The organism is Salinarimonas sp. NSM (genome assembly GCF_052380005.1).
In the GTDB taxonomy this organism is placed as follows: Bacteria; Pseudomonadota; Alphaproteobacteria; order Rhizobiales; family Beijerinckiaceae; genus Salinarimonas.
Map to the genome: position 1 here is coordinate 24059 of NZ_JBQTCJ010000029.1, position 20124 is coordinate 44182.

At 70.1% G+C, this 20124-nt stretch carries 17 protein-coding genes and 1 pseudogene; 13 read left to right on the forward strand and 5 right to left on the reverse strand.

Annotated elements, in window-relative coordinates; genetic code table 11:
• Positions 1-68: 68 nt before the first annotated feature.
• On the reverse strand, positions 69-1352 hold the full coding sequence (locus ACTZWW_RS12075; RefSeq protein ID WP_444781202.1) for an NnrS family protein: 1284 nt from the start codon (positions 1350-1352) through the stop codon (positions 69-71).
• Between the two features lie 121 nt (positions 1353-1473).
• Between ACTZWW_RS12075 and ACTZWW_RS12080 the strand changes: the two genes are divergently transcribed.
• Positions 1474-1584, forward strand: a complete 111-nt coding sequence (locus tag ACTZWW_RS12080) for an SDR family oxidoreductase (protein WP_444781203.1) — start codon at positions 1474-1476, stop codon at positions 1582-1584.
• A gap of 175 nt (positions 1585-1759) precedes the next feature.
• Here ACTZWW_RS12080 and ACTZWW_RS12085 read toward each other — a convergent pair.
• From ACTZWW_RS12085 to ACTZWW_RS12095, 3 genes and pseudogenes are all read right to left on the reverse strand, one after another.
• Positions 1760-2119: pseudogene (locus tag ACTZWW_RS12085) on the reverse strand (YbaN family protein); the annotation flags it as partial.
• Positions 2116-3564: a cytochrome c oxidase accessory protein CcoG gene (gene ccoG / locus ACTZWW_RS12090; RefSeq protein ID WP_444781204.1), complete on the reverse strand. Its 1449-nt coding sequence runs from the start codon at positions 3562-3564 to the stop codon at positions 2116-2118. The gene ccoG and the pseudogene ACTZWW_RS12085, both read right to left, overlap by 4 nt.
• Before the next feature lie 77 nt (positions 3565-3641).
• Positions 3642-4094 (reverse strand): RrF2 family transcriptional regulator, encoded by a 453-nt coding sequence (locus ACTZWW_RS12095; RefSeq protein ID WP_444781205.1) that lies wholly within the window; start codon positions 4092-4094, stop codon positions 3642-3644.
• Between the two features lie 91 nt (positions 4095-4185).
• Between ACTZWW_RS12095 and ACTZWW_RS12100 the strand changes: the two genes are divergently transcribed.
• From ACTZWW_RS12100 to mog, 12 genes are all read left to right on the forward strand, one after another.
• Complete coding sequence (locus ACTZWW_RS12100) at positions 4186-4599, forward strand: group III truncated hemoglobin (protein WP_444781206.1); 414 nt, start codon at positions 4186-4188, stop codon at positions 4597-4599.
• Positions 4600-5204: 605 nt separating this feature from the next.
• Positions 5205-5663 carry a universal stress protein gene (locus tag ACTZWW_RS12105; protein WP_444781207.1) on the forward strand — a complete coding sequence of 153 codons (459 nt, stop codon included), beginning with the start codon at positions 5205-5207 and terminating at the stop codon, positions 5661-5663.
• A gap of 53 nt (positions 5664-5716) precedes the next feature.
• On the forward strand, positions 5717-7372 hold the full coding sequence (locus ACTZWW_RS12110) for an MFS transporter (RefSeq protein WP_444781208.1): 1656 nt from the start codon (positions 5717-5719) through the stop codon (positions 7370-7372).
• 73 nt (positions 7373-7445) lie between these two features.
• Complete coding sequence (locus ACTZWW_RS12115; RefSeq protein ID WP_444781209.1) at positions 7446-8831, forward strand: MFS transporter; 1386 nt, start codon at positions 7446-7448, stop codon at positions 8829-8831.
• A gap of 181 nt (positions 8832-9012) precedes the next feature.
• Positions 9013-12750 carry a nitrate reductase subunit alpha gene (locus ACTZWW_RS12120; RefSeq protein WP_444781210.1) on the forward strand — a complete coding sequence of 1246 codons (3738 nt, stop codon included), beginning with the start codon at positions 9013-9015 and terminating at the stop codon, positions 12748-12750.
• Positions 12751-12903: 153 nt separating this feature from the next.
• Positions 12904-14433, forward strand: a complete 1530-nt coding sequence (narH, locus tag ACTZWW_RS12125) for a nitrate reductase subunit beta (RefSeq protein WP_444781211.1) — start codon at positions 12904-12906, stop codon at positions 14431-14433.
• Positions 14434-14461: 28 nt separating this feature from the next.
• Positions 14462-15217 (forward strand): nitrate reductase molybdenum cofactor assembly chaperone, encoded by a 756-nt coding sequence (gene narJ / locus ACTZWW_RS12130; RefSeq protein ID WP_444781212.1) that lies wholly within the window; start codon positions 14462-14464, stop codon positions 15215-15217.
• A 12-nt stretch (positions 15218-15229) separates the two neighbouring features.
• Positions 15230-15994 carry a respiratory nitrate reductase subunit gamma gene (gene narI / locus ACTZWW_RS12135; protein WP_444781213.1) on the forward strand — a complete coding sequence of 255 codons (765 nt, stop codon included), beginning with the start codon at positions 15230-15232 and terminating at the stop codon, positions 15992-15994.
• 73 nt (positions 15995-16067) lie between these two features.
• Positions 16068-16898, forward strand: a complete 831-nt coding sequence (locus tag ACTZWW_RS12140; protein ID WP_444781214.1) for a peptidylprolyl isomerase — start codon at positions 16068-16070, stop codon at positions 16896-16898.
• A 10-nt stretch (positions 16899-16908) separates the two neighbouring features.
• Positions 16909-17217, forward strand: coding sequence for a hypothetical protein (locus tag ACTZWW_RS12145; RefSeq protein WP_444781215.1), 309 nt, complete (start codon positions 16909-16911; stop codon positions 17215-17217).
• An 11-nt stretch (positions 17218-17228) separates the two neighbouring features.
• The gene (moaA, locus tag ACTZWW_RS12150) at positions 17229-18245 is read left to right on the forward strand and encodes a GTP 3',8-cyclase MoaA (RefSeq protein WP_444781216.1); all 1017 of its coding nucleotides are present in this window, start codon (positions 17229-17231) and stop codon (positions 18243-18245) included.
• 2 nt (positions 18246-18247) lie between these two features.
• On the forward strand, positions 18248-18796 hold the full coding sequence (mog, locus tag ACTZWW_RS12155) for a molybdopterin adenylyltransferase (protein WP_444781217.1): 549 nt from the start codon (positions 18248-18250) through the stop codon (positions 18794-18796).
• 8 nt (positions 18797-18804) lie between these two features.
• On the opposite strand, the gene ACTZWW_RS12160 is transcribed toward mog, so the two are convergent.
• Positions 18805-20079: a molybdopterin molybdotransferase MoeA gene (locus tag ACTZWW_RS12160; RefSeq protein ID WP_444781218.1), complete on the reverse strand. Its 1275-nt coding sequence runs from the start codon at positions 20077-20079 to the stop codon at positions 18805-18807.
• Positions 20080-20124 lie beyond the last annotated feature (45 nt).

A 20124-nucleotide genomic window follows, 5' to 3' on the forward strand; every position in this document is an offset into this window, starting at 1 on the left:
CGCCCACCGCGTTGCTGACCGCGTCGCCGGGCCCAGGAAAAACGGCTTCGATCAATCTCTCGGGCATGTCAGGCTCCGTTTCGCGCCCGTGGCGCATCGTCGGGCTCGGCGCCTGACCGAGCGGGGGTGGTCGGAGCGAGGAGCGAGCCGGGCGCCGGTCGAAGGGGCTTCGGCGAGGCGAGCCTCGGCGCGGTGAGCGGTCGCAGGAGCAGGGCGAACAGGCCGAGGAACGCCGCCGCCCAGGCCAGCGCCGACGCCGTCAGCAGGGGCAGCGCATGGGGGCCGGCGAACCCCGCTGCGATCCGCGCCAGCGCCGCCGCGACGACGAGGCCGTAGAGCGCCGGGAGAGCCGGGGCGTCCAGGATCGGGCGGCGTGTGTGCTGCGCGGCGATGCGGGTCATCACGGCGATCGTCATCGTACCGAAGGCGCCGCCGGTCCAGGCGTGGATGCCGATGCTCGCGTGCAGGCCCGGCAGCAGGGCGGCGAGGCCGACGAGCACGAAGCCGAGCGGCACGAAGGCGTAGGCGAGGTGGAGCACCAGGACGTCGACGTCTCTCGCAGCGCGGTTGCCCGCCCAGCGCGCGAGGCGGATCGCCTGCGCCGCGCCTGCCAGGAGGAGAGGAACTCCGGCGGCCGGAGCGTCCGGCGCGACGACCCAGCTCGCCAGGGCTGCGGCTGCGACGGCGAGCGCGGCGACGTCGAAGCCGCCGAAGGACGCCGGGAGGGGCCCGGGCTTTCCTCCGGCGAGCGCAGTCCGTGTGAAGCTCGGGACGACGCGGCCGCCTATCAGCACGACGAGGACGACGATCGCTGCCGTTCCGATCCGTGCCCCGTGCTCGGCGGTGCCGTCGAGGTGCGCCTCCAGGTGGAAGCTCAGGTTGCCCGCCAGCAGGGCGACGAGCACGGCCACGATCTTCATGTTCCGCCAGGTTTTCCCGGCGATCGTCTCGCGGAGCACCGCGAGCGCCAGGATCGCGAGGAACGACAGATCGACGGCGGCGGCGAACATCCATCCCGTCCATGCGGATGTCCCGACGGCAATGCGGCCGGCGACCCACAGCGCCAGGAGGACGAGGAGGCGTCCCCCCTCGAGCGGCAGGCGACCCGTCCAGTTCGGGATCGATGCCAGGAGATAGCCCGCTATCACCGCGGCGAGGTAGCCGTAGAGCATCTCGTGGACGTGCCAGTCCCGAGGGGCGAGTCCGGTCGGAAGCGAGAGGTGCCCGCTCAGCATCACGAGCCAGACGAGGATCGCCGCCCCCCCGTAGAGCGCACCGAGAAGGAAGAACGGCCGGAGCCCGTAGGAGAGTATCGGCGGCCCGAACCGGCTGGATGTGCGCGGGATCGGCATCACCGGGCTCCGTCGAGCGAAGAGGCGTCTGCTCCGATGATCGCGATCCGCATGCGACAGGCCGCTTCAGGGTCGACGATGGAGTCCGACGTCATCGCATCCCAGACGCCGCTCGGGCGGCGTGACGGCGCCCGAGGAGCTCGCGGACGCGGTTCTCTTCTTCGCCTCGCCATGGGCGCGTGCGGTGACGGGCCAGAACCTCGTCGTCGACGGTGGGCTGGTGTTCGGCTGACCGGAGATGTCCGTGCATCGGGCTCGAGCGGGTGACGCACCGTCGACGCTCTTCGGCACTCGCTCGGCCATGATGGATGCGAAGCCGGGAGCCGATCCCGGCTCGCCCCCCTGCGCGCCCGAGCATGTCGCCCGTCGGGAGAGGGTCCGCCGCGCGTCGGTGCCGGCCGCGTCGCCAGGAAGACGCCGAGTGCGACGAACAGCGCCGCGAGCACGACCGCGATGGCCGGATCGCGCATGGTCGCGACGGCGATGGCGTAGGAGATCCCGAGCGCCATGAACGCCGCGCGCTTCGCCTTCGGCGCGATCGCGCGCTCGTCCTGCCATGCGCGCAGGGCCGGCCCGAAGCGTCGGTGCGCGCGCAGGCGGGCCGCCAGCGCCGGGCTCGCGCGGGTGAAGCACCAGGCGGCGAGAATCACGAAGGGCGTCGTCGGCAGGAGCGGCAGGACGAGCCCGGACGCCGCCAGCGCGAGGGCGCAGGTTCCGAGCGCGCGCAGAAGCAGGCCGGTGGCCATGCGCTCTCCTCCTCGGATCATCGGGCCGGGAGCACGAACACATCGGCGGTGCGGCGTGTCGCTCCAGTCGAGACGTCCGCGGCGACGATCGCAATGTCGCGCTTCTGCCGCGCACCGCTGCTGACGAGGACGCGCAGGGGACGCCGCGCTCCGGCCTCGAGCACGACGCGGCCTTCGGGGTCGGCTCCCACGATGGAGACTTCCGCGTCCGCCAGGCCCTCGACCGAGAGCACGAGCGTGCGCTCCTCCAGCGACTTGTTCGCCACGGTCACGGCGTAGCCGTTGCGCGCGCGTCCGTCTGTCAGCAGCACCGCCGCCGGATTGCGGTCGTGGACCGAGGTGATGGCGAGGTCCGTCCGCAGCGCCAGCGTGACGATCATCGCGCCGGCAACGGCGAGAATGCCAGCGGCGAGGGCGAGCGTCTTCGGTCGCAAGGCGCGCCACGGCGGGGCGGTCTCGCCGGCCCGCTCGGCCTCGACGGCTTCCCACGGAGCGTAGGCGATCAGCCCGCGGGCGCGCGACAGCCGCGTCATGACGCCGTCGCAGGCGTCGACGCACAGGCCGCAATTGATGCAGGCGAAATTCGGCCCTTCGCGAATGTCGATGCCGATCGGGCAGACCGCGACGCATTGCGCGCAGTCGACGCAATCCCCGGCCGCCTCGCCCTTGCCCCGACGCTCCAGCGCGCGCTTCGCCGGCAGCCGCGGCTCGCCGCGGGCGTCGCGGTAGACGACGGAGAGCGCCTTCGGGTCGAAGATCGCGTTCTGCAGGCGCGGCCAGGGGCACATCCAGGTGCAGACCTGCTCGCGAGCGTGACCGGCGAGAACATAGGTGGTCAGCGTCAGCGCCGCGACGGCGCCGTAGGTCGCGGCCGGTGCCGCGCCGGTGGCGAGGCCGACGAGCAGCGTCGGCGCATCGGCGAAATAGAGCGCGAAGGCGCCGCCGGTCAGAACCGCGACGAGGAGCCAGAGCGCGTGCTTCGCCCCGATCTCGAGGATGCGGCGCGCGGTGAGCGGCCCCTCGCGCTTGCGCAGCCGCTCGCGGCGGTCGCCCTCGATGCGCCGCTCGATGAGCAGGAAGAGGTCGGTCCAGACCGTCTGCGGGCAGAGATAGCCGCACCAGACCCGGCCGGCGAGAGCGTTCGCCAGGACGAGGACCAGCGTGGCGACCACGAGGAGCCCCGTCACCAGGATCACGTCGCTCGGCCACAGCTCGAGGCCGAAGAGGTAGGCGCGCACATGCGCGAGGTCGAGGAGGACCGCCTGGTCCGGCTGGCCGGGGCCGCGGTCCCAGCGCAGCAGCGGCAGCGCGTAGTAGAGGCCCAGACAGGCGACGAGCACGCCCCACTTGATCCGGCGGTAGCGCCCCGAGACCGCTTGTGGCGTCACCCGTCCGCGCATGCCCTCCGCCTTCGGCTTGCCGAGCCGGGCGGCGCGCGAAGCGTGCGAGACGTCGAGAGCGACCATGGCGGTCTCCTGAAAGAGGTATTGCCGTTACCTGTTTTTGGGCGAGACCGCGCCGCCCGCCAATTCCGGAGTAGCCCTTAGGGTGCGGCGATGGCCTCCTCGAGCCCGAGCCTGGCTCGCATCGCCGGGCCGCGTCCGGCGAGCTCGGCGAGCGTGAGGCGATCGAGCTCGGCGAAGAAGGCGTCGAGCGCCCGCGCCAGCGCGCCCGTCAGGCGGCAGGTACCGGCGAGGGCGCAGGAGGACGGGCCCTCGCCGAGGCACTCGACGAGGGCGAGGTCCTCTTCCAGTGCGCGCACGACGCCACCCATACGCACGCCCGCGGGATCGACGGCGAGCCGCAGGCCGCCGGCGCGCCCCCGCACGCTCGCGACGAGCCTCATCCGGACGAGCGTCTGCGCGACCTTGCGCAGGTGGTTCTCCGAGACGCGGTGCCGACGCGCCAGCTCCTCGATCGAGACCACGCGGCCCTCCAGGACTGCGAGCGTCATCAGCATGCGCAGGGCGTAGTCGGTGTGCAGGGTGAGCTTCATCGCGGCGTGTCCGTGGAAACAGGTATCGACAGTACCTTTTTATAGGCGTAGATGGAAGCGGCATCCGCAGCGCCTGTCTTCGGAGGACGCCGTGACCGATACTCGCATTCGGCTCGTCGAGCCGGCGGCCGAGATTTCCGAGGCGGACGTCGCTCGCCTGGTTCACGCCTTCTACGGCCGCGTGCGCGAGGACTCGGTGCTGGGCCCCGTGTTCGAGGACCGCCTCGCCGGGCGCTGGGATGCGCATCTCGACAAGATGGTGGACTTCTGGTCCTCCGTGGCGCGCGGGACCGGCCGCTACCAGGGCAAGCCGCACGTCGCGCATCGCGGCATGGATCTCGACGAGGCGATCTTCGCCCGCTGGCTCGCCTTGTTCGAGGCGACCGCGCGCGACGTCTGCTCGCCGGATGGGGCTGCCTTCTTCGCCGATCGCGCACAGCGCATCGCGGAGAGCCTGATGATCGGGCTGGGCGTCGGGCCGAAGGCGCTGCGCCTGCCTGTCTGACACGGTCGGCCCGAATCGTCGGGCGGCGCCCGGCACCTCCTCGCCCGTAGCATGGAGAAAGGCCCGGCACGCACCTGTCCACCTTGCGCTGCAGGTGAACTGCGCCGGCGCAACGAGACATCGTCAGGCCCGATCGGGCCTGGCGAGCCGCAACGTCCTGCGGCGTCGTGCTTCGGCCGCTGCCACGAGGTCGGCCACCCCGCGACGGCATCGACGGCTGCCGCGTCGCGCACGCCAGTAGGCTCGGGCGAGGGCTTCCTCATCGAGGCCCGCGTATGATGGATCCGCGAGATGCAGCGAGCAGGCGGGTGAGGCTACTTCGTTCAAGCTGGCTTTCTCCAGGTCGGCCGATCGCCGCCAGCATCTCGGCCGAACGACAAATATCAAGCACGCAGGCTGTTGCACATCCGATTAGATGCGCGAGGCGAGCCGCCATGAAGCCGAAAATTCCGTTGCCGTGGCTAAGGGACCTTCCTTAGGTACTGACGCGAGCATGCCAGGTCGCGGCCACCGACTTGACTTAAGTCAAGTTCCAAACCGGCTTTCTCGTGACATCGTCCGCGCACCCTGGCCGAGAGGACGTTCGTCCCGCGCGGAGCTCACCGATGCACCTGATGCTCGCCTACGACCACTCGCGCAATGCGCGCATCGCCCTCGAGGCGGTGAAGTCGATGTTCGCCGAGGCCAAGCCGGAGATCACCCTGATCTCCGTCATCGAGGACGTCGGCTCCGCGACGAGCGCGACCGACGACATGTTCGATGAGCAGTACCGCGAGCAGCGTGCCGGCGCCGAGGCCGCCGCCGCGGAGCTCACCGCCGCGGGGCTCAAGACCCGCGTCCTCATCGCCGAGGGCGACGCGCGCAAGATGATCCTGCGCGCGACGCAGGAGCGCCATCCCGACCTCCTCGTCATGGCGCGCCACAGCCACAAGCCGGACAAGGGCTTCCTCGCCTCGAAGATCGACGCGCTGGTCGAGGAGTTCGACCACATGACCTTCGGCTCGGTGAGCGCCTTCCTGGCGCGTCGGGTCCAGTGCCCGCTGATGATCGTTCCCGCCCCCTGACGACACGCCGCACGCCCGTGCGTGGCCGCCGCCTTCCATAAGGCTCTCGTCCGATGCAAGTCTCCGACGTCTTCCGGTTCAAGAACCGGGACATCAGGGCGCTCCACCTGACCTGGATCGCCTTCTTCATCTCCTTCTATGTCTGGTTCAACATGGCGCCGCTGGCGTCGAGCATGCTGCGCTCGGTGGACTGGCTGACGTCGGAGGATCTCAAGCTCTTCGCCATCGCGAACGTGGCGCTGACCATCCCGGCGCGCATCATCGTCGGCATGGCGCTCGACCGCTTCGGCCCGCGCCGCGTGTTCTCGATCCTGATGGTGCTGATGGCGATCCCGGCGCTCGCCTTCGCCTTCGGCGACACGCGCGAGCAGCTCTTCGTCTCGCGGCTCGTCCTGTCGTCGATCGGCGCGAGCTTCGTGGTCGGCATCCACATGGTCGCGCTCTGGTTCAAGCCGCGCGACATCGGGTTCGCCGAGGGGCTCTATGCCGGCTGGGGCAATTTCGGCTCGGCCGCGGCCGCGATGACGCTGCCCACCATCGCGCTGACGCTGTTCGGCGGCGACGAGGGCTGGCGCTGGTCGATCGCGCTCTCGGGCGTCGTAATGGCCGGCTACGGCGTATTCTACTGGTTCGCGCTCACCGACGGCCCGCACCCGGACAGCCACCGCAAGCCGCGCAAGGCGGCCGCGCTCGAGGTGAGCACCTGGGGCGATCTCGCGCTCCTCGTCCTCTTCACCGTGCCGATGGTCGGCATCCTGGCGATCCTCGTGTGGCGCACGGAAGACATGGGCTATCTCGACGGCATGACCGCGAGCTTCGTCTACGCCGCGATCATCGTCGTCATCCTCTACCAGATCTTCCAGGTGCTGCGCGTCAACGTGCCGATCCTCAAGAAGGGCGTGCCCGCGGACGACCGCTATCCTTTCAAGAGCGTGGCCGCACTCAACACGACATACTTCGCCAACTTCGGCGCGGAGCTCGCCGTCGTGTCGATGCTGCCGCTGTTCTTCGAGCAGACCTGGGGCCTCAACGCTGCGGTCGCGGGCATCATCGCCTCCTCCTTCGCCTTCGTGAACCTGTTCGCGCGGCCGATGGGCGGGCTCGTCTCGGATCGGTTCGGGAACCGCAAGTTCGTGATGCTGTCCTACATGCTCGGCATCGCGGTCGGCTTCGGCCTGATGGGCCTGATGAACTCGAGCTGGCCGCTGATCGTCGCCATCGCCATCACGATCTTCTGCTCCTTCTTCGTGCAGGGCGCGGAGGGCGCGACCTTCGGCATCATTCCCTCGATCAAGCGCCGGGTCACCGGCCAGATCTCGGGCATGGCCGGCGCCTACGGCAATGTCGGCGCGGTGTTCTACCTCTTCGTCTTCACGATGGTCACGCCGAGCCAGTTCTTCTTCATCATCGCGGCCGGCGCCTTCGTCTCCTGGCTCGTCTGCCTGATTTGGCTGAAGGAGCCGCAGGGCGGCTTCGGCGACGAGTACCTCGTCTCCTCCGTCGACGAGGCGATCGCGCTCGAGGCGCGCCGCCGCAAGGAGGCCGAAGCCGAGCTCGCCCTCGTCTTCGCCGGCTCCCAGAAGGTCGCCGTCGTCGAGAAGGGCGAAGGCCTCACCGTCACTGCCCGCTTCGGCAGCCTCGACGATCTTCGCGCGACGCTCGCCCGCATCTCGAGCGGCGCCGCCGGCACACCCGCGCCCGCCGAATGATCCCCGATGGGCCGGTGCGCTCGGAGCGCCTCGGCCCGCCCACTCGCACTCCTCCCAAGGAAGGATCGGACCCATGTCCGTCGCAGCCACACCCGTGAAGCCGCAGGACCACCAATCGGGACCCGAGTCGCGCGGCGATCGGCTCTCGCGCTGGGAGCCGGAGAACGAGGCCTTCTGGGCCGCCGGCGGTTCGCGCCTCGCCTGGCGTACGCTCACCATCACCACGGCGAACCTGACGCTCGCCTTCGTGATCTGGTTCCTCGTCTCGGCGCTCGTCGTGCGCCTCCCGGCGATCGGCTTCCAGCTCTCGACGAGCCAGCTGTTCTGGCTCGCGGCGATGCCCGGCCTCGCCGGCGGCACGTTGCGCCTCGTGCACATGTTCCTCACGCCGATCTACGGCACCCGCGCCGTGGTGGGCTGGTCGACGCTCTCGTTGCTCCTCCCCGCGGTCGGCTGGTTCTTCGCGGTGCAGAACCCGCAGACGCCCTTCGCGATCCTGATGGGTCTCGCCTTCCTCGCCGGGCTCGGCGGCGGGAACTTCTCGTCCTTCATGCCGTCGACGTCGCTGTTCTTCCCCAAGCGCCTCCAGGGCACCGCCCTCGCGATCCAGGCCGGCATCGGGAATTTCGGCGTCTCCGTCGTCCAGTTCGTCACGCCGTGGATCATCACGGTGACGCTCTTCGGCGGGGCGACCTTCCTCGGCGAGGCGCAGGTGCTCACCAAGAACGGCGTCGAGACGCCCGTCTACCTGCAGAACGCCACCGCGGTGTTCATCCCCTTCATCGCGATCTTCGGCCTCTGTGCGCTCGCCTTCCTGAAGAGCGTGCCGGTGACGGCGAAGTTCCGCGAGCAGCTCGACATCTTCCGCTCGCGCCACACCTGGTCGATGACGAGCCTCTACATGATGACCTTCGGCGCCTTCGCCGGGCTCGCGGGCACCTTCCCGCTGCTCATCGCCAAGTGCTACGGCGGCCTCGAGAACGCACCCGACCCGCTCGCCTTCGCCTTCCTGGGCCCGCTCGTGGGCTCGCTTCTGCGCGTCGTCGGCGGCCCCCTCTCGGACCGGTTCGGCGGGGCGAAGGTCACCCAGGTCGCGGGCCTCGGCATGGTCGCCTGTGCGGCCTCGATCCCGACCTTCACGACGCCCGACTCGATGGCGCAGTTCCCGTACTTCATCATCGCCATGCTCGGCCTGTTCGCATTCTCGGGCGTCGGCAACGCCTCGACCTTCAAGCAGATGCCGATGATCTTCCCGCCCCGCCAGGCCGGTGGCGTGATCGGCTTCACCGCGGCGATCGCGGCCTACGGCCCCTTCGTCTTCGGCATGATGTTCGCCGGCGCCTTCGCCGCCTACGGCAACCCGAACGTCGTCTTCTACGGGCTCGCCGTGTTCTTCGCCTTCAACGTCGCCCTGAACTGGTGGATGTACGCCCGCCGGGGCGCCGCGACGCCCTGCTGATGCAGCCTCGGGGAGGGTGGAAAACCCTCCCGGGGCAAGCCCTTATGGAGCGCATCTGAATGTCGGCGCGCGCGCCCCCGGGCTACCACAGTCGCGTACCCGAGATTCATTCCAGTCGAGACTCCCGCGCCCGTCGCGCGCCGTTCGAGCCTCGCCAGAGACACCCGAGAGGACCACCCTCATGAGCCACTTTCTCGATCGGCTGACCTTCTTCACCCGCAAGGACGAGGCCTTCTCGGACGGCCACGGCATCACCACCCGCGAGGATCGCGGCTGGGAGGACGGCTACCGAAAGCGCTGGCAGCACGACAAGGTCGTGCGCTCCACCCACGGGGTGAACTGCACGGGCTCGTGCTCCTGGAAGATCTACGTCAAGGGCGGGATCGTCACCTGGGAGACGCAGCAGACGGACTACCCGCGCACGCGACCCGATCTGCCGAACCACGAGCCCCGCGGCTGCGCGCGCGGCGCCTCCTACTCCTGGTACCTCTACTCGGCCAACCGCGTGAAGCACCCGTTGGTGCGCGGTCGCCTGCTGCGCCTGTGGCGCGAGGCGCGCGCAATCCGCACGCCGGTCGCCGCCTGGGCCTCGATCCAGGAAGATGCGGCCAAGCGCAAGGCCTACACCTCGATCCGCGGCCACGGCGGCTTCGTCCGCGCGACCTGGGACGAGGTCAACGAGATGATCGCGGCGGCGAACGCCTACACGGTCAAGACCTACGGCCCGGACCGCGTCTTCGGCTTCTCGCCGATCCCGGCCATGTCGATGGTGTCCTACGCCGCCGGCGCGCGCTACCTGTCGCTGATGGGCGGCGTCTGCATGTCCTTCTACGACTGGTATTGCGACCTGCCGCCGGCCTCGCCGCAGACCTGGGGCGAGCAGACCGACGTGCCCGAGAGCGCCGACTGGTACAATTCCGGCTTCCTGATCCTGTGGGGCTCGAACGTGCCCCAGACCCGCACGCCGGACGCGCATTTCTACACCGAGGTGCGCTATCGCGGCGCGAAGTCGGTGGTGATCTGCCCCGACTATTCCGAGGCCTCCAAGTTCGCGGACATGTGGGTGTCGGTGAAGCAGGGCACGGACGCCGCGCTCGGCATGGCCATGGGCCACGTCATCCTGAAGGAGTTCCACGTCGACCGGCAGGTGCCGTACTTCGTCGACTACGCCAAGCGCTATACCGACATGCCGATGCTGGTGCGGCTCGTGCGTCAGGACGGCAAGCTCGTGCCCGAGCGCTTCCTGCGCGCATCCGACCTCGATGGCGGGCTCGGCGAGACCAATAATCCGGAATGGAAGACGCTCGCTCTCGACGAGTCCACCGGCGAGCTCGTGGTGCCCAACGGCTCGGTCGGCTTCCGCTGGGGCGAGACGGGCAAGTGGAACCTCGAGGCCAAGCGCGCCGACGGCGCGCCGGTGGACCTGCGGCTCTCGCTCGCGGGGGCGCAGGACGGCTTCGAGGACGTCGCCTTCCCGTATTTCGGCAACATCGCGCACGAGCACTTCGAGAGCGACGCGCATGCGAGCGTGCTCGAGCGCCGCGTGCCCGTGAAGACGATCGCGACCGCCGAGGGCGAGGCGCTGGTGGCCACCGTCTACGACCTGTTCCTGGCCAATTACGGCGTCGACCGCGGCTTCGGTGGCGCTGACGTCGCGAAGAGCTTCGACGAGAACGCGCCGTATTCGCCGGCGTGGGCGGAGAGGATCACCGGTGTCCCGCGCGACCAGATCGTCACGGTCGCGCGGGAGTTCGCACGCAATGCCGAGAAGACCAACGGGCGCTCGATGATAATCATCGGGGCGGCGATGAACCATTGGTACCACATGGACATGAACTACCGGTCCGCCATCAACATGCTGGTGATGTGCGGCTGCGTGGGGCAGTCCGGGGGCGGCTGGTCGCATTACGTGGGCCAGGAGAAGCTCAGGCCGCAGAGCGGCTGGGCGCCGCTCGCCTTCGGGCTCGACTGGAGCCGGCCGCCGCGCCAGCAGAACTCGACGTCGGCGTTCTACGCCCACACCGACCAGTGGCGCTACGAGACGATGGACGTGAAGGACATCCTCTCCCCCACCGCGCCCGCCGGGCCGTGGGACGGTGCGATGATCGACTACAACATCCGCGCCGAGCGCATGGGCTGGCTGCCCTCCGCGCCGCAGCTCGAGGAGAACCCGCTCGGCATCGCCGCCAAGGCGACCGCCGCGGGCCTCTCGCCCAAGGACTACGTCGCGCAGAGGCTCGGGTCCGGCGAGCTGAAGATGTCGTGCGAGGACCCGGACAACCCGCGCAACTGGCCGCGTAACCTCTTCGTCTGGCGCTCGAACCTGCTCGGCTCGTCGGGCAAGGGGCACGAATACTTCCTCAAGCACCTGCTCGGCACCACGCACGGCGTGCTCGGCAAGGATCTCGGCGCGGAAGGCAAGCTCAAGTCCAAGGAAGTCGTCTGGCACGACGAGGCGCCGGAGGGCAAGCTCGACCTGCTCGTGACGCTCGATTTCCGCATGTCGACGACCTGCGTCTACTCGGACATCGTGCTCCCGACCGCGTCCTGGTACGAGAAGGACGACCTCAACACGTCGGACATGCACCCCTTCATCCACCCGCTCACCGCGGCGGTGGACCCGGTCTGGGAGAGCCGGTCGGACTGGAACATATACAAGGGCCTGGCCGAGAAGTTCTCGGAGGTCGCGCCCGAGGTGCTCGGCGTCGAGACCGACGTCGTGCTGACCCCCATCCTGCACGACACTCCCGGCGAGATCGCCCAGCCGTTCGACGTCGACGACTGGAAGACGGGCGCCGTCGAGCCGATCCCGGGGAAGACGATGCCGCAGGTGACGGTCGTCGAGCGCGACTACCCGAACCTCTACAAGCGCTTCACGTCCCTCGGCCCGCTGATGACCAAGGTCGGCAACGGCGGCAAGGGCATGGCCTGGAACACCGAGCACGAGGTCGAGGCCTTGAAGGCGCTCAACGGCGTCGTCACGGAGGAGGGGCCGACGAAGGGCTTGGCCAAGATCGAGACCGCCATCGACGCCTGCGAGGTGCTCCTGATGCTGGCGCCGGAGACGAACGGCGAGGTCGCGGTCAAGGCCTGGGAATCGCTCGAGACCTTCACCGGCCGCGAGCACGCCCACCTGGCGCTCCCGAAGGAGGACGAGAAGATCCGCTTCCGCGACGTGGTCGCACAGCCGCGCAAGATCATCTCCTCGCCGATCTGGTCGGGGCTGGAATCGGAGAAGGTCTGCTACAACGCCTGCTACACGAACGTCCACGAGCTGATCCCGTGGCGGACGTTGACGGGCCGCCAGCAGCTCTACCAGGACCACCTCTGGATGCGCGCCTTCGGCGAGGGCTTCTGCGTCTACCGGCCGCCGATCGACATGAAGACGATCAAGCCGGTGCAAGGCTCGGTCGCCTCCAACGGCGCGCCGGAGATCGTGCTCAACTTCATCACGCCGCACCAGAAGTGGGGCATCCACTCGACCTATTCCGACAACCTGATGATGCTCACGCTGAACAGGGGCGGGCCGGTCGTGTGGATCTCCGAGAACGACGCCGGGAAGGCCGGCCTCGTCGATAACGACTGGATCGAGGTCTACAACGTCAACGGCGCGATCTCGGCCCGCGCGGTGGTCTCCCAGCGCGTCAAGGACGGCATGTGCATGATGTACCATGCCCAGGAGAAGATCGTGAACACGCCCGGGTCGACGATCACCGGCAATCGCGGCGGCATCCACAACTCGGTCACACGCGCGGTGCTCAAGCCCACGCACATGATCGGCGGCTACGCGCAGCTGTCCTACGGCTTCAACTATTACGGGACCGTGGGCGCCAACCGCGACGAGTTCGTGGTGGTGCGCAAGATGGCGAAGGTGGACTGGCTGGACGACGAGCCGGTGCCGGCGGTCGCGGCCGAGTGATCCGCGAGCGCCCCGGAGCCCGCGCCGCGCGGCTCCGGGGCCGCCCTTAGGGGCATGATCCGAGTTTTGCCTGGACCCGCTCCAGGCTACCCCAGTCACGACGAACGAAGCGCAGACGAGCCCGGTGTGGCCGCCGCGCGAAGGGGACAAGCCATGAAGATCCGCGCTCAGATCGCGATGGTTCTCAACCTCGACAAGTGCATCGGCTGCCACACCTGCTCGGTGACCTGCAAGAACGTCTGGACGAACCGCGAAGGCATGGAATACGCCTGGTTCAACAACGTCGAGACCAAGCCCGGCATCGGCTACCCGAAGGACTGGGAGAACCAGGGCAAGTGGAAGGGCGGCTGGCGCCGCAAGGCCTCGGGCGACATCGAGCCGCGCATCGGCTCGAAGTGGCGCGTGCTGGCGAACATCTTCGCCAATCCCGATCTGCCCGAGATCGACGACTACTACGAGCCCTTCGACTTCGACTACGAGCACCTCCAGACCGCCCGCGAAGGCTCGGCCTTCCCCACCGCGCGCCCGCGCTCGAAGATCACGGGCGATCGCATGCAGAAGATCGAGTGGGGCCCGAACTGGGAGGAGATCCTCGGCGGCGAGTTCGCCGGCCGCTCCAAGGACGCCAATTTCGAGGGCGTCGAGAAGGAGATCTACGGCCAGTTCGAGAACACCTTCATGATGTACCTGCCGAGGCTGTGCGAGCACTGCCTCAACCCGACCTGCGCCGCCGCCTGCCCCTCGGGCGCGATCTACAAGCGCGAGGAGGACGGCGTCGTCCTGATCGACCAGGACAAGTGCCGCGGCTGGCGCATGTGCGTCTCGGGCTGTCCCTACAAAAAGATCTACTTCAACTGGGAGAGCGGCAAGTCGGAGAAGTGCACGCTCTGCTACCCGCGCCTCGAGGCGGGCATGCCGACCGTCTGCTCCGAGACCTGCGTGGGCCGCATCCGCTATCTCGGCGTCGTGCTCTACGACGCGGACCGCATCCAGGAGGCCGCCTCGACCCCGGACGAGGGCGATCTCTACGAGGCGCAGCTCAAGGTCTTCCTCGACCCGAACGACCCGCGCGTGATCGCGAAGGCGCGCGAGGAGGGCATCCCGGACGCCTGGCTCGAGGCCGCCAAGCGCTCACCGGTTTGGAAGATGGCGATGGAGTGGAAGATCGCCTTCCCGCTCCACCCCGAGTACCGCACGCTGCCGATGGTCTGGTACGTGCCGCCGCTCTCGCCGATCCAGTCGGCCGCGGAGGCCGGCAAGATCGGCGTCGACGGCGAGATGCCGGACGTGAAGAATCTGCGCATCCCCGTGCGCTATCTCGCCAACCTGCTGACCGCGGGCCGCGAGGAGCCGGTGGTGACAGGCCTCGAGCGGATGCTCGCCATGCGCGCCTACATGCGCGCCAAGACCATCGACGGCGTCCTCGACGAGGCCATCGCCGGGCGGGTCGGGCTCTCGGGCGCGCAGATCGAGGAGATGTACCGCATCATGGCGATTGCGAACTACGAGGATCGCTTCGTGATCCCCACCAGCCATCGCGAGATGGGCCTCGAGGACGCCTACGACCTGCGCGGCTCGTGCGGCTTCTCCTTCGGCAACGGCTGCTCCGGCGGCGACACCACGACCGGCCTGTTCGGGGCGAAGACCCGCAAGCAGGGCAAAACCCCGATGGAGGTCGCCTGAGGGCGGCTGCGAGAAGAGGATCACGGCCATGCTCACCCTGAAGGCGCTCTCCGCGCTCCTCGGCTACCCGAGCCGCGAGCTCGTACGCGCGATCCCCGCCATCCGCGAGGGCATCGCCGTCGAGGCCGCCCTCGACGCCGCGTCCCGCGCCGCGCTGGAGCCGCTGCTCTCCGGCCTCGCGCACGAGGACCTCTACGATCTCGAGGAGCGGTACGTGCTCCTCTTCGACCGCACTCGCGCGCATTCGCTCAACCTGTTCGAGCACGTCCACGGCGAGAGCCGCGACCGCGGCCAGGCGATGGTGGACCTCAAGGCGCTCTACGACGCCGCCGGGTTCGAGATCGTTTCGACCGAGCTGCCGGACTACCTGCCGCTCTTCCTCGAATACGCCTCCACCCTGCCGCGCGAGGACGCCCGCGCGCTCCTCGCCGAGCCGGCGCACGTCTTCGAGGCCCTGCGCGAGCGGCTTGCGCGCAAGGAGAGCCCCTACGCCGCGGTGTTCTCCGCCCTCGTGGCGCTGGCGGCCTCGGCGCCCGAGGCCTCGTCCTTCGAGGCGCTGGCGGAGATCGAGGACACGGACCCCGACGACCTCGAGGCCCTCGACCGAGTCTGGGAGGAGGAGGAGGTCCGCTTCGGCCCAGGCGCGGCGACCGCCGAATGCGGCGTCGACTCGCTCGCGGCGAAGGTGCGCCAGGCGCGCCGTCCGGCGCCGGGCCTCGAGACGCCCGGCATGCTCGGTCCCCGCACCGTCTTCTCCCATTCGTCCGCCACCGACCGCAGCTGAGGAGCCCGTGTCATGGAAACCGCGCTCAACCACATCCTCTTCGGATGGTTTCCCTATCTCGCGCTCACCGTATTCCTGGTCGGCTCGCTGCTGCGCTTCGACCGGGAGCAGTACACCTGGAAGGCGAGCTCGAGCCAGCTCCTGCGGCGCAAGCAGCTCGTCGCCGGCTCGGTGCTGTTCCACGTGGGCATTCTCGTCATCTTCGCAGGCCATCTCGTCGGCCTTCTCACGCCCATCGCGGTCTTCGACGCGCTCGGCATCGGCCACGGCTTCAAGCAGGGCATGGCGATCGTGGTGGGCGGCATCGCCGGCCTCGCGACGCTCGCCGGCATCGCGCTGCTCACGCATCGGCGGCTGTTCGACCCGCGTATCCGCGCGACCTCGCGCTTCGCGGATACGGCGATCCTGCTGATCCTCTTCGCGCAGCTGCTGCTCGGCCTCGCCACGATCCCGCTCTCGCTCGGGCACATGGACGGGCACGAGATGGTGAAGTTCATGACCTGGGCGCAGGGCGTACTGACGCTCCAGCCCGGCGTCTCGGCGGTGATCGCGGACGTGCACCCGATCTTCAAGGCTCACCTCCTGCTCGGCATGACGATCTTCCTCGTCTTCCCCTTCACCCGTCTCGTCCACGTCTGGTCCGCCCCGGTCTGGTATCTCGGCCGGCGCGGCTGGCAGGTGGTCCGCACCAAGAAGCCGGCCTCCGCGAAAGAGCCGGCCCCGGCGGCGCGTCCTGCGCGCGCCCGTCCCGTCCCCGCGGCCCAGCCCGCCGAGTGACGGACCTCGCCGGCCCGGCAGCTGCCGTCCGGGCCGGCCCATCCCTTCCAGCTCGCCCCCGAGGAGCGTCCCCATGTCCGCCTGCTCCGTCCGCCAGATCCCCAACGCGCCCCGCCGCCCGATCCGCGTCGGCGGCAAGATCCTGTCCCACGCGATGATCGCCCGCGAGGTGCAGAACCATCCGGCGCTCACCCCGGTCGCGGCCTGGAAGCAGGCGGCGCTCGCCCTCGTGCTGCGCGAGGCGCTGGCGCAGGAGGCCGAGCGGCAGGGCGTCGTCGGCGTTCCTCGCGCGGACGCGCAGGGCCGGCGCGAAACCCAGGCTGAGGCGGACCAGCGCGCGCTGGTCGAGCGAGAGGTGGTGACGCCCGAGCCGACCGAGGACGAGTGCCGGCGCTTCTACGAGACGAACCGCGAGCGCTTCCGCGCGCCGACCCTCTACGAGGCCGCCCACATTCTCGTCGGCGCGCCGCGGGAGGACGAGGCCGCCTTCGCCGCCGCGCTGGACAAGGCCGGCCGGCTCGCCGCGCATCTGAAGGAGCGCCCCGGCGACCTCGCCGAGCTGGCGCGGCTCCATTCGACCTGCCCCTCGGCGGAGGAGGACGGCCATCTCGGCCAGGTCCGCCGGGGCGAGACCACGCCCGAGTTCGAGGCCGCCATGGACGCGCTCGCGCCCGGCGCGGTGTCCGATCCGGTCGGGACCCGTTACGGCGTCCACGTCGTCCGCCTCGATCGCAGGATCGAGGGCCGGATCCTGCCCTTCGAGGCGGTCGAGGGCCGGATCGCGGCCTATCTCCGCGAGGCGGTGCGCCGACGCGCCGAGGCGCAGTACGTGGCGCGCCTCCTCGCCGCATCCGCAGTCGAGGGCCTCGAGATCCCCGCGCCCGGCGCGCTCAACGTGCTTTGAGGAGGCGACGATGCTGCTCGGAGACATCATCGCACGCCTCGACGACGAGGTCGTCGCCATGCGGGCCCTCGTCGACCTCGGCGACCTGCCGCTTCTGGCCGAGGTCGAGGCCGCCGCGTCGCGCGACGGCCTCACTCCCGGCGGGTTCGCCGCGCGCGCGGTGCAGGCCTTCACCGCGAGCGCCGGCGACGACGACTGGGTCTCGCTGATCGGCACGATCGGCCGCGCCGAGGACCCGGGCGGCGCCTGCCTCAAGACCATGCTCTCCTTCGCGCTCCGGGCCACGCGAGCCGGACCCGCCTGCAGCCACGCGCACTGAGGGGACGATCCATGACCTGTCCCGCCCTGGGCTGCGCGCCCCTCGTCGACGGCTTCGCACGGCACGTCACGTATCTGCGCGTCTCGGTGACGGACCGCTGCGACCTGCGCTGCGTCTACTGCATGTCGGAGGCGATGACCTTCCTCCCCAAGCGCGAGCTTCTCTCGCTCGAGGAGCTCGACCGGCTGTGCTCGGCCTTCGTGGCGCGCGGCGTGCGCAAGCTGCGCTTCACCGGCGGCGAGCCGCTGGTGCGCCGCGATCTGATCGACCTGATCGGCGGGCTCTCGCGGCACCTGGATGCCGGCGCGCTCGACGAGATCACGCTCACGACGAATGGCACGCTCTTGTCCCGCAACGCCGAGGCGCTGGCGGAGCGGGGCGTGCGGCGCATCAACGTCTCTCTGGATACCCTCTGCCCCGAGCGCTACCGCGCCGTCACCCGCTGGGGCTCCCTCGACAAGATCCTCGCCGGGCTCGACGCGGCGCAGCAAGCCGGGCTTTCGGTGAAGCTCAACGCGGTCGCGCTGCAGGATGCCGACGAGGGCGAGATCGAGCGCCTGATGCGCTTCGCCCACGGGCGCGGCATGGACCTGACGCTGATCGAGGTGATGCCGCTGGGCGACGTCGGCCAACACCGGGCCGACCAATATCTCTCGCTCGAGACCGTGAAGGCGCGTCTCGGGCGGCGCTTCACGCTGGAGCCGATCGCGCACCGCACCGGCGGGCCGGCGCGCTACGTGCGCGTCGCGGAGACGGGGGGCCGGCTCGGCTTCATCACGCCGCTGTCCCATAACTTCTGTGAGAGCTGCAACCGCGTGCGAGTCACCTGCACGGGCCAGCTCTTCACCTGCCTGGGCCACGAGGGAGCGTACGACCTGCGCGCAGCCTTGCGCGGCTCGGAGGGCGACGCGCGGCTGCACGCGGCGATGGACGCGGCGATCGCGAACAAGCCCGAGGGGCACGATTTCGTGGTCGAGCGGGGGCGCGGGCCGGCCGTCGCTCGGCACATGAACGTCACCGGAGGCTGAGGATGGCGGACGACACCGGCCGCCCGGCCCGCATCGCCATTCTCACCGTCTCGGACCGCGCCAGCGCCGGGATCTACGAGGATGCGAGCGGGCCGGCGATCCGCGCGGCGCTGGACGAGATGCTCGCCACGCCGTTCGAGCCGCTCGCGTTCCTCGTTCCCGACGGCGTCGAGAGCGTGCGCGACGCCATCGTCGCCCTCGTGGACGAGGAGGGCTGCGATCTCGTGCTCACGACGGGCGGCACCGGCCCCGCCCCACGCGACCTCACGCCGGAGGCGACGCAGGCCGCCTGCGAGAAGCTGCTGCCCGGCTTCGGCGAGCTGATGCGGGCGAAGAGCCTGGAGCGCGTGCCGACCGCGATCCTCTCACGCCAGACCGCCGGCATCCGCGGGCGCGCGCTCGTGATCAACCTGCCGGGCAAGCCGTCCTCGATCCGCACGACGCTGCTCGCCGTCATGCCCGCGGTGCCGTACTGCCTCGACCTGATCGGTGCGGCGCGGATCGAGACGCGGCCGGAGGTCGTGGAGGCGTTCCGGCCCGCGTCGGCTTGAGGCGTCCCTCAGCAGAGCAGCCCCGAGAACGCGTGGAAGGCCACCGGCGTATCAGGCGCGGCGCGCGCCATGTCGGTCGGGATCTCCGCGAGGCCGTCGGCCTCGACGAGGGGCCGCAGGCGGGCGGAGTTGGAGGACAGGAGAGCGAGCCGCGGACCGTGCTGGCCGCGTACGAGACGTCCCGGCACGAATTCCGTGCGGCCGGGCTTGCGGGCGAGCTGCTCCGCGAGAGGCACGGGGAGGCCGGCGGGCCGGTGCGGCGCGGCGCCGCCGAGACGGGCGAGCATCGCCCGGCCGAGAAGCATGAACACGACGAGCGCCGATACGGGATTGCCGGGCAGACCGAGCACCGCCGCGGCGCCGATCCGCCCGACGAGCGCCGGCTTCCCGGGCTTGAGCGCCATGGCCAGAGCCTCCCCGTCGCCGCCCGCCAGGCGAAGGGCGCGCCCGGCATGGTCTTCCTCTCCGACGGACGCACCGCCCGAGGTGACGAGCAGGTCGCAGCTCTCCGCCAGCGAGGCGAGCCGCTCGCCCTGCTCCCACGGATCGTCGCGAATGATACCGGCGTCGACTACCTCGCAGCCGGCGGCCTGGATCAGAGACAGCAACATCGGGCGGTTCGCGTCGTAGATGGCGGCCGGTCCGAGCGGCGCGCCGGGCTCGACGAGCTCGTCGCCGGTCGAGAGCACTGCGACTCGCGGCCGGCGGCGCGTCGGCACCATGGCGATCCCTTGCGCGGCGAGGAGCGCGATCAGCCGGGCGTCGACGCGCGCACCCCCCTCGGCGAGGCGATCGCCGAAGGCGACGTCCTCTCCGGCCGACCGGATATGGGCGCCTGCACGCACCGCGCGGTCGAGGACGATCGTTCCGTCGTGGCGGCGGACATCCTCCTGCATCACGACGGCGTCCGCGCCCGGGGGGATCGGCGCGCCGGTGAAGATCCGCGCCGCCTCTCCCCGTCCGAGAGGAATTCCCCGCGCGCCGGCGGCGATGCGCCCTTTGACGGACAGGCGCGCGCCCGGCTCGAGCCCGTCACCGGCGCGAACGGCGTAGCCGTCCATCGCCGAGCGGTCGAAAGCCGGGGAAGTCAGGCGCGCCTGCACGGCGTGCGCGAGCAGCCGCCCACGCGCGCCGCCGAGGGGAAGGAAATTCACGTCCGTGATCGGGGATGCCCAAGCGGCCGCCCGCGGGATCGCCGCATCGATCGAGAGCAGTGCACCCTTCGGGCGATCGCAGGCGCACGCATCGTCGGCAGGGACGTCGAGGACAGCGAGCGGCGGCATGGGGCTCTCCGGGCTTCTGCTGCAGATGCAGGATCACCGGACGAG

Coding starts and splice junctions, on each gene's coding strand:
- ccoG (WP_444781204.1), bottom strand. CDS start 3,564: ATGGTCGCTCTCGACGTCTCGCACGCTTCGCGCGCCGCCCGGCTCGGC.
- narJ (WP_444781212.1), top strand. CDS start 14,462: ATGCTCACCCTGAAGGCGCTCTCCGCGCTCCTCGGCTACCCGAGCCGC.
- ACTZWW_RS12120 (WP_444781210.1), top strand. CDS start 9,013: ATGAGCCACTTTCTCGATCGGCTGACCTTCTTCACCCGCAAGGACGAG.
- ACTZWW_RS12160 (WP_444781218.1), bottom strand. CDS start 20,079: ATGCCGCCGCTCGCTGTCCTCGACGTCCCTGCCGACGATGCGTGCGCC.
- ACTZWW_RS12110 (WP_444781208.1), top strand. CDS start 5,717: ATGCAAGTCTCCGACGTCTTCCGGTTCAAGAACCGGGACATCAGGGCG.
- moaA (WP_444781216.1), top strand. CDS start 17,229: ATGACCTGTCCCGCCCTGGGCTGCGCGCCCCTCGTCGACGGCTTCGCA.
- narI (WP_444781213.1), top strand. CDS start 15,230: ATGGAAACCGCGCTCAACCACATCCTCTTCGGATGGTTTCCCTATCTC.
- ACTZWW_RS12095 (WP_444781205.1), bottom strand. CDS start 4,094: ATGAAGCTCACCCTGCACACCGACTACGCCCTGCGCATGCTGATGACG.
- narH (WP_444781211.1), top strand. CDS start 12,904: ATGAAGATCCGCGCTCAGATCGCGATGGTTCTCAACCTCGACAAGTGC.
- ACTZWW_RS12075 (WP_444781202.1), bottom strand. CDS start 1,352: ATGCCGATCCCGCGCACATCCAGCCGGTTCGGGCCGCCGATACTCTCC.
- ACTZWW_RS12145 (WP_444781215.1), top strand. CDS start 16,909: ATGCTGCTCGGAGACATCATCGCACGCCTCGACGACGAGGTCGTCGCC.
- mog (WP_444781217.1), top strand. CDS start 18,248: ATGGCGGACGACACCGGCCGCCCGGCCCGCATCGCCATTCTCACCGTC.
- ACTZWW_RS12140 (WP_444781214.1), top strand. CDS start 16,068: ATGTCCGCCTGCTCCGTCCGCCAGATCCCCAACGCGCCCCGCCGCCCG.
- ACTZWW_RS12115 (WP_444781209.1), top strand. CDS start 7,446: ATGTCCGTCGCAGCCACACCCGTGAAGCCGCAGGACCACCAATCGGGA.
- ACTZWW_RS12105 (WP_444781207.1), top strand. CDS start 5,205: ATGCACCTGATGCTCGCCTACGACCACTCGCGCAATGCGCGCATCGCC.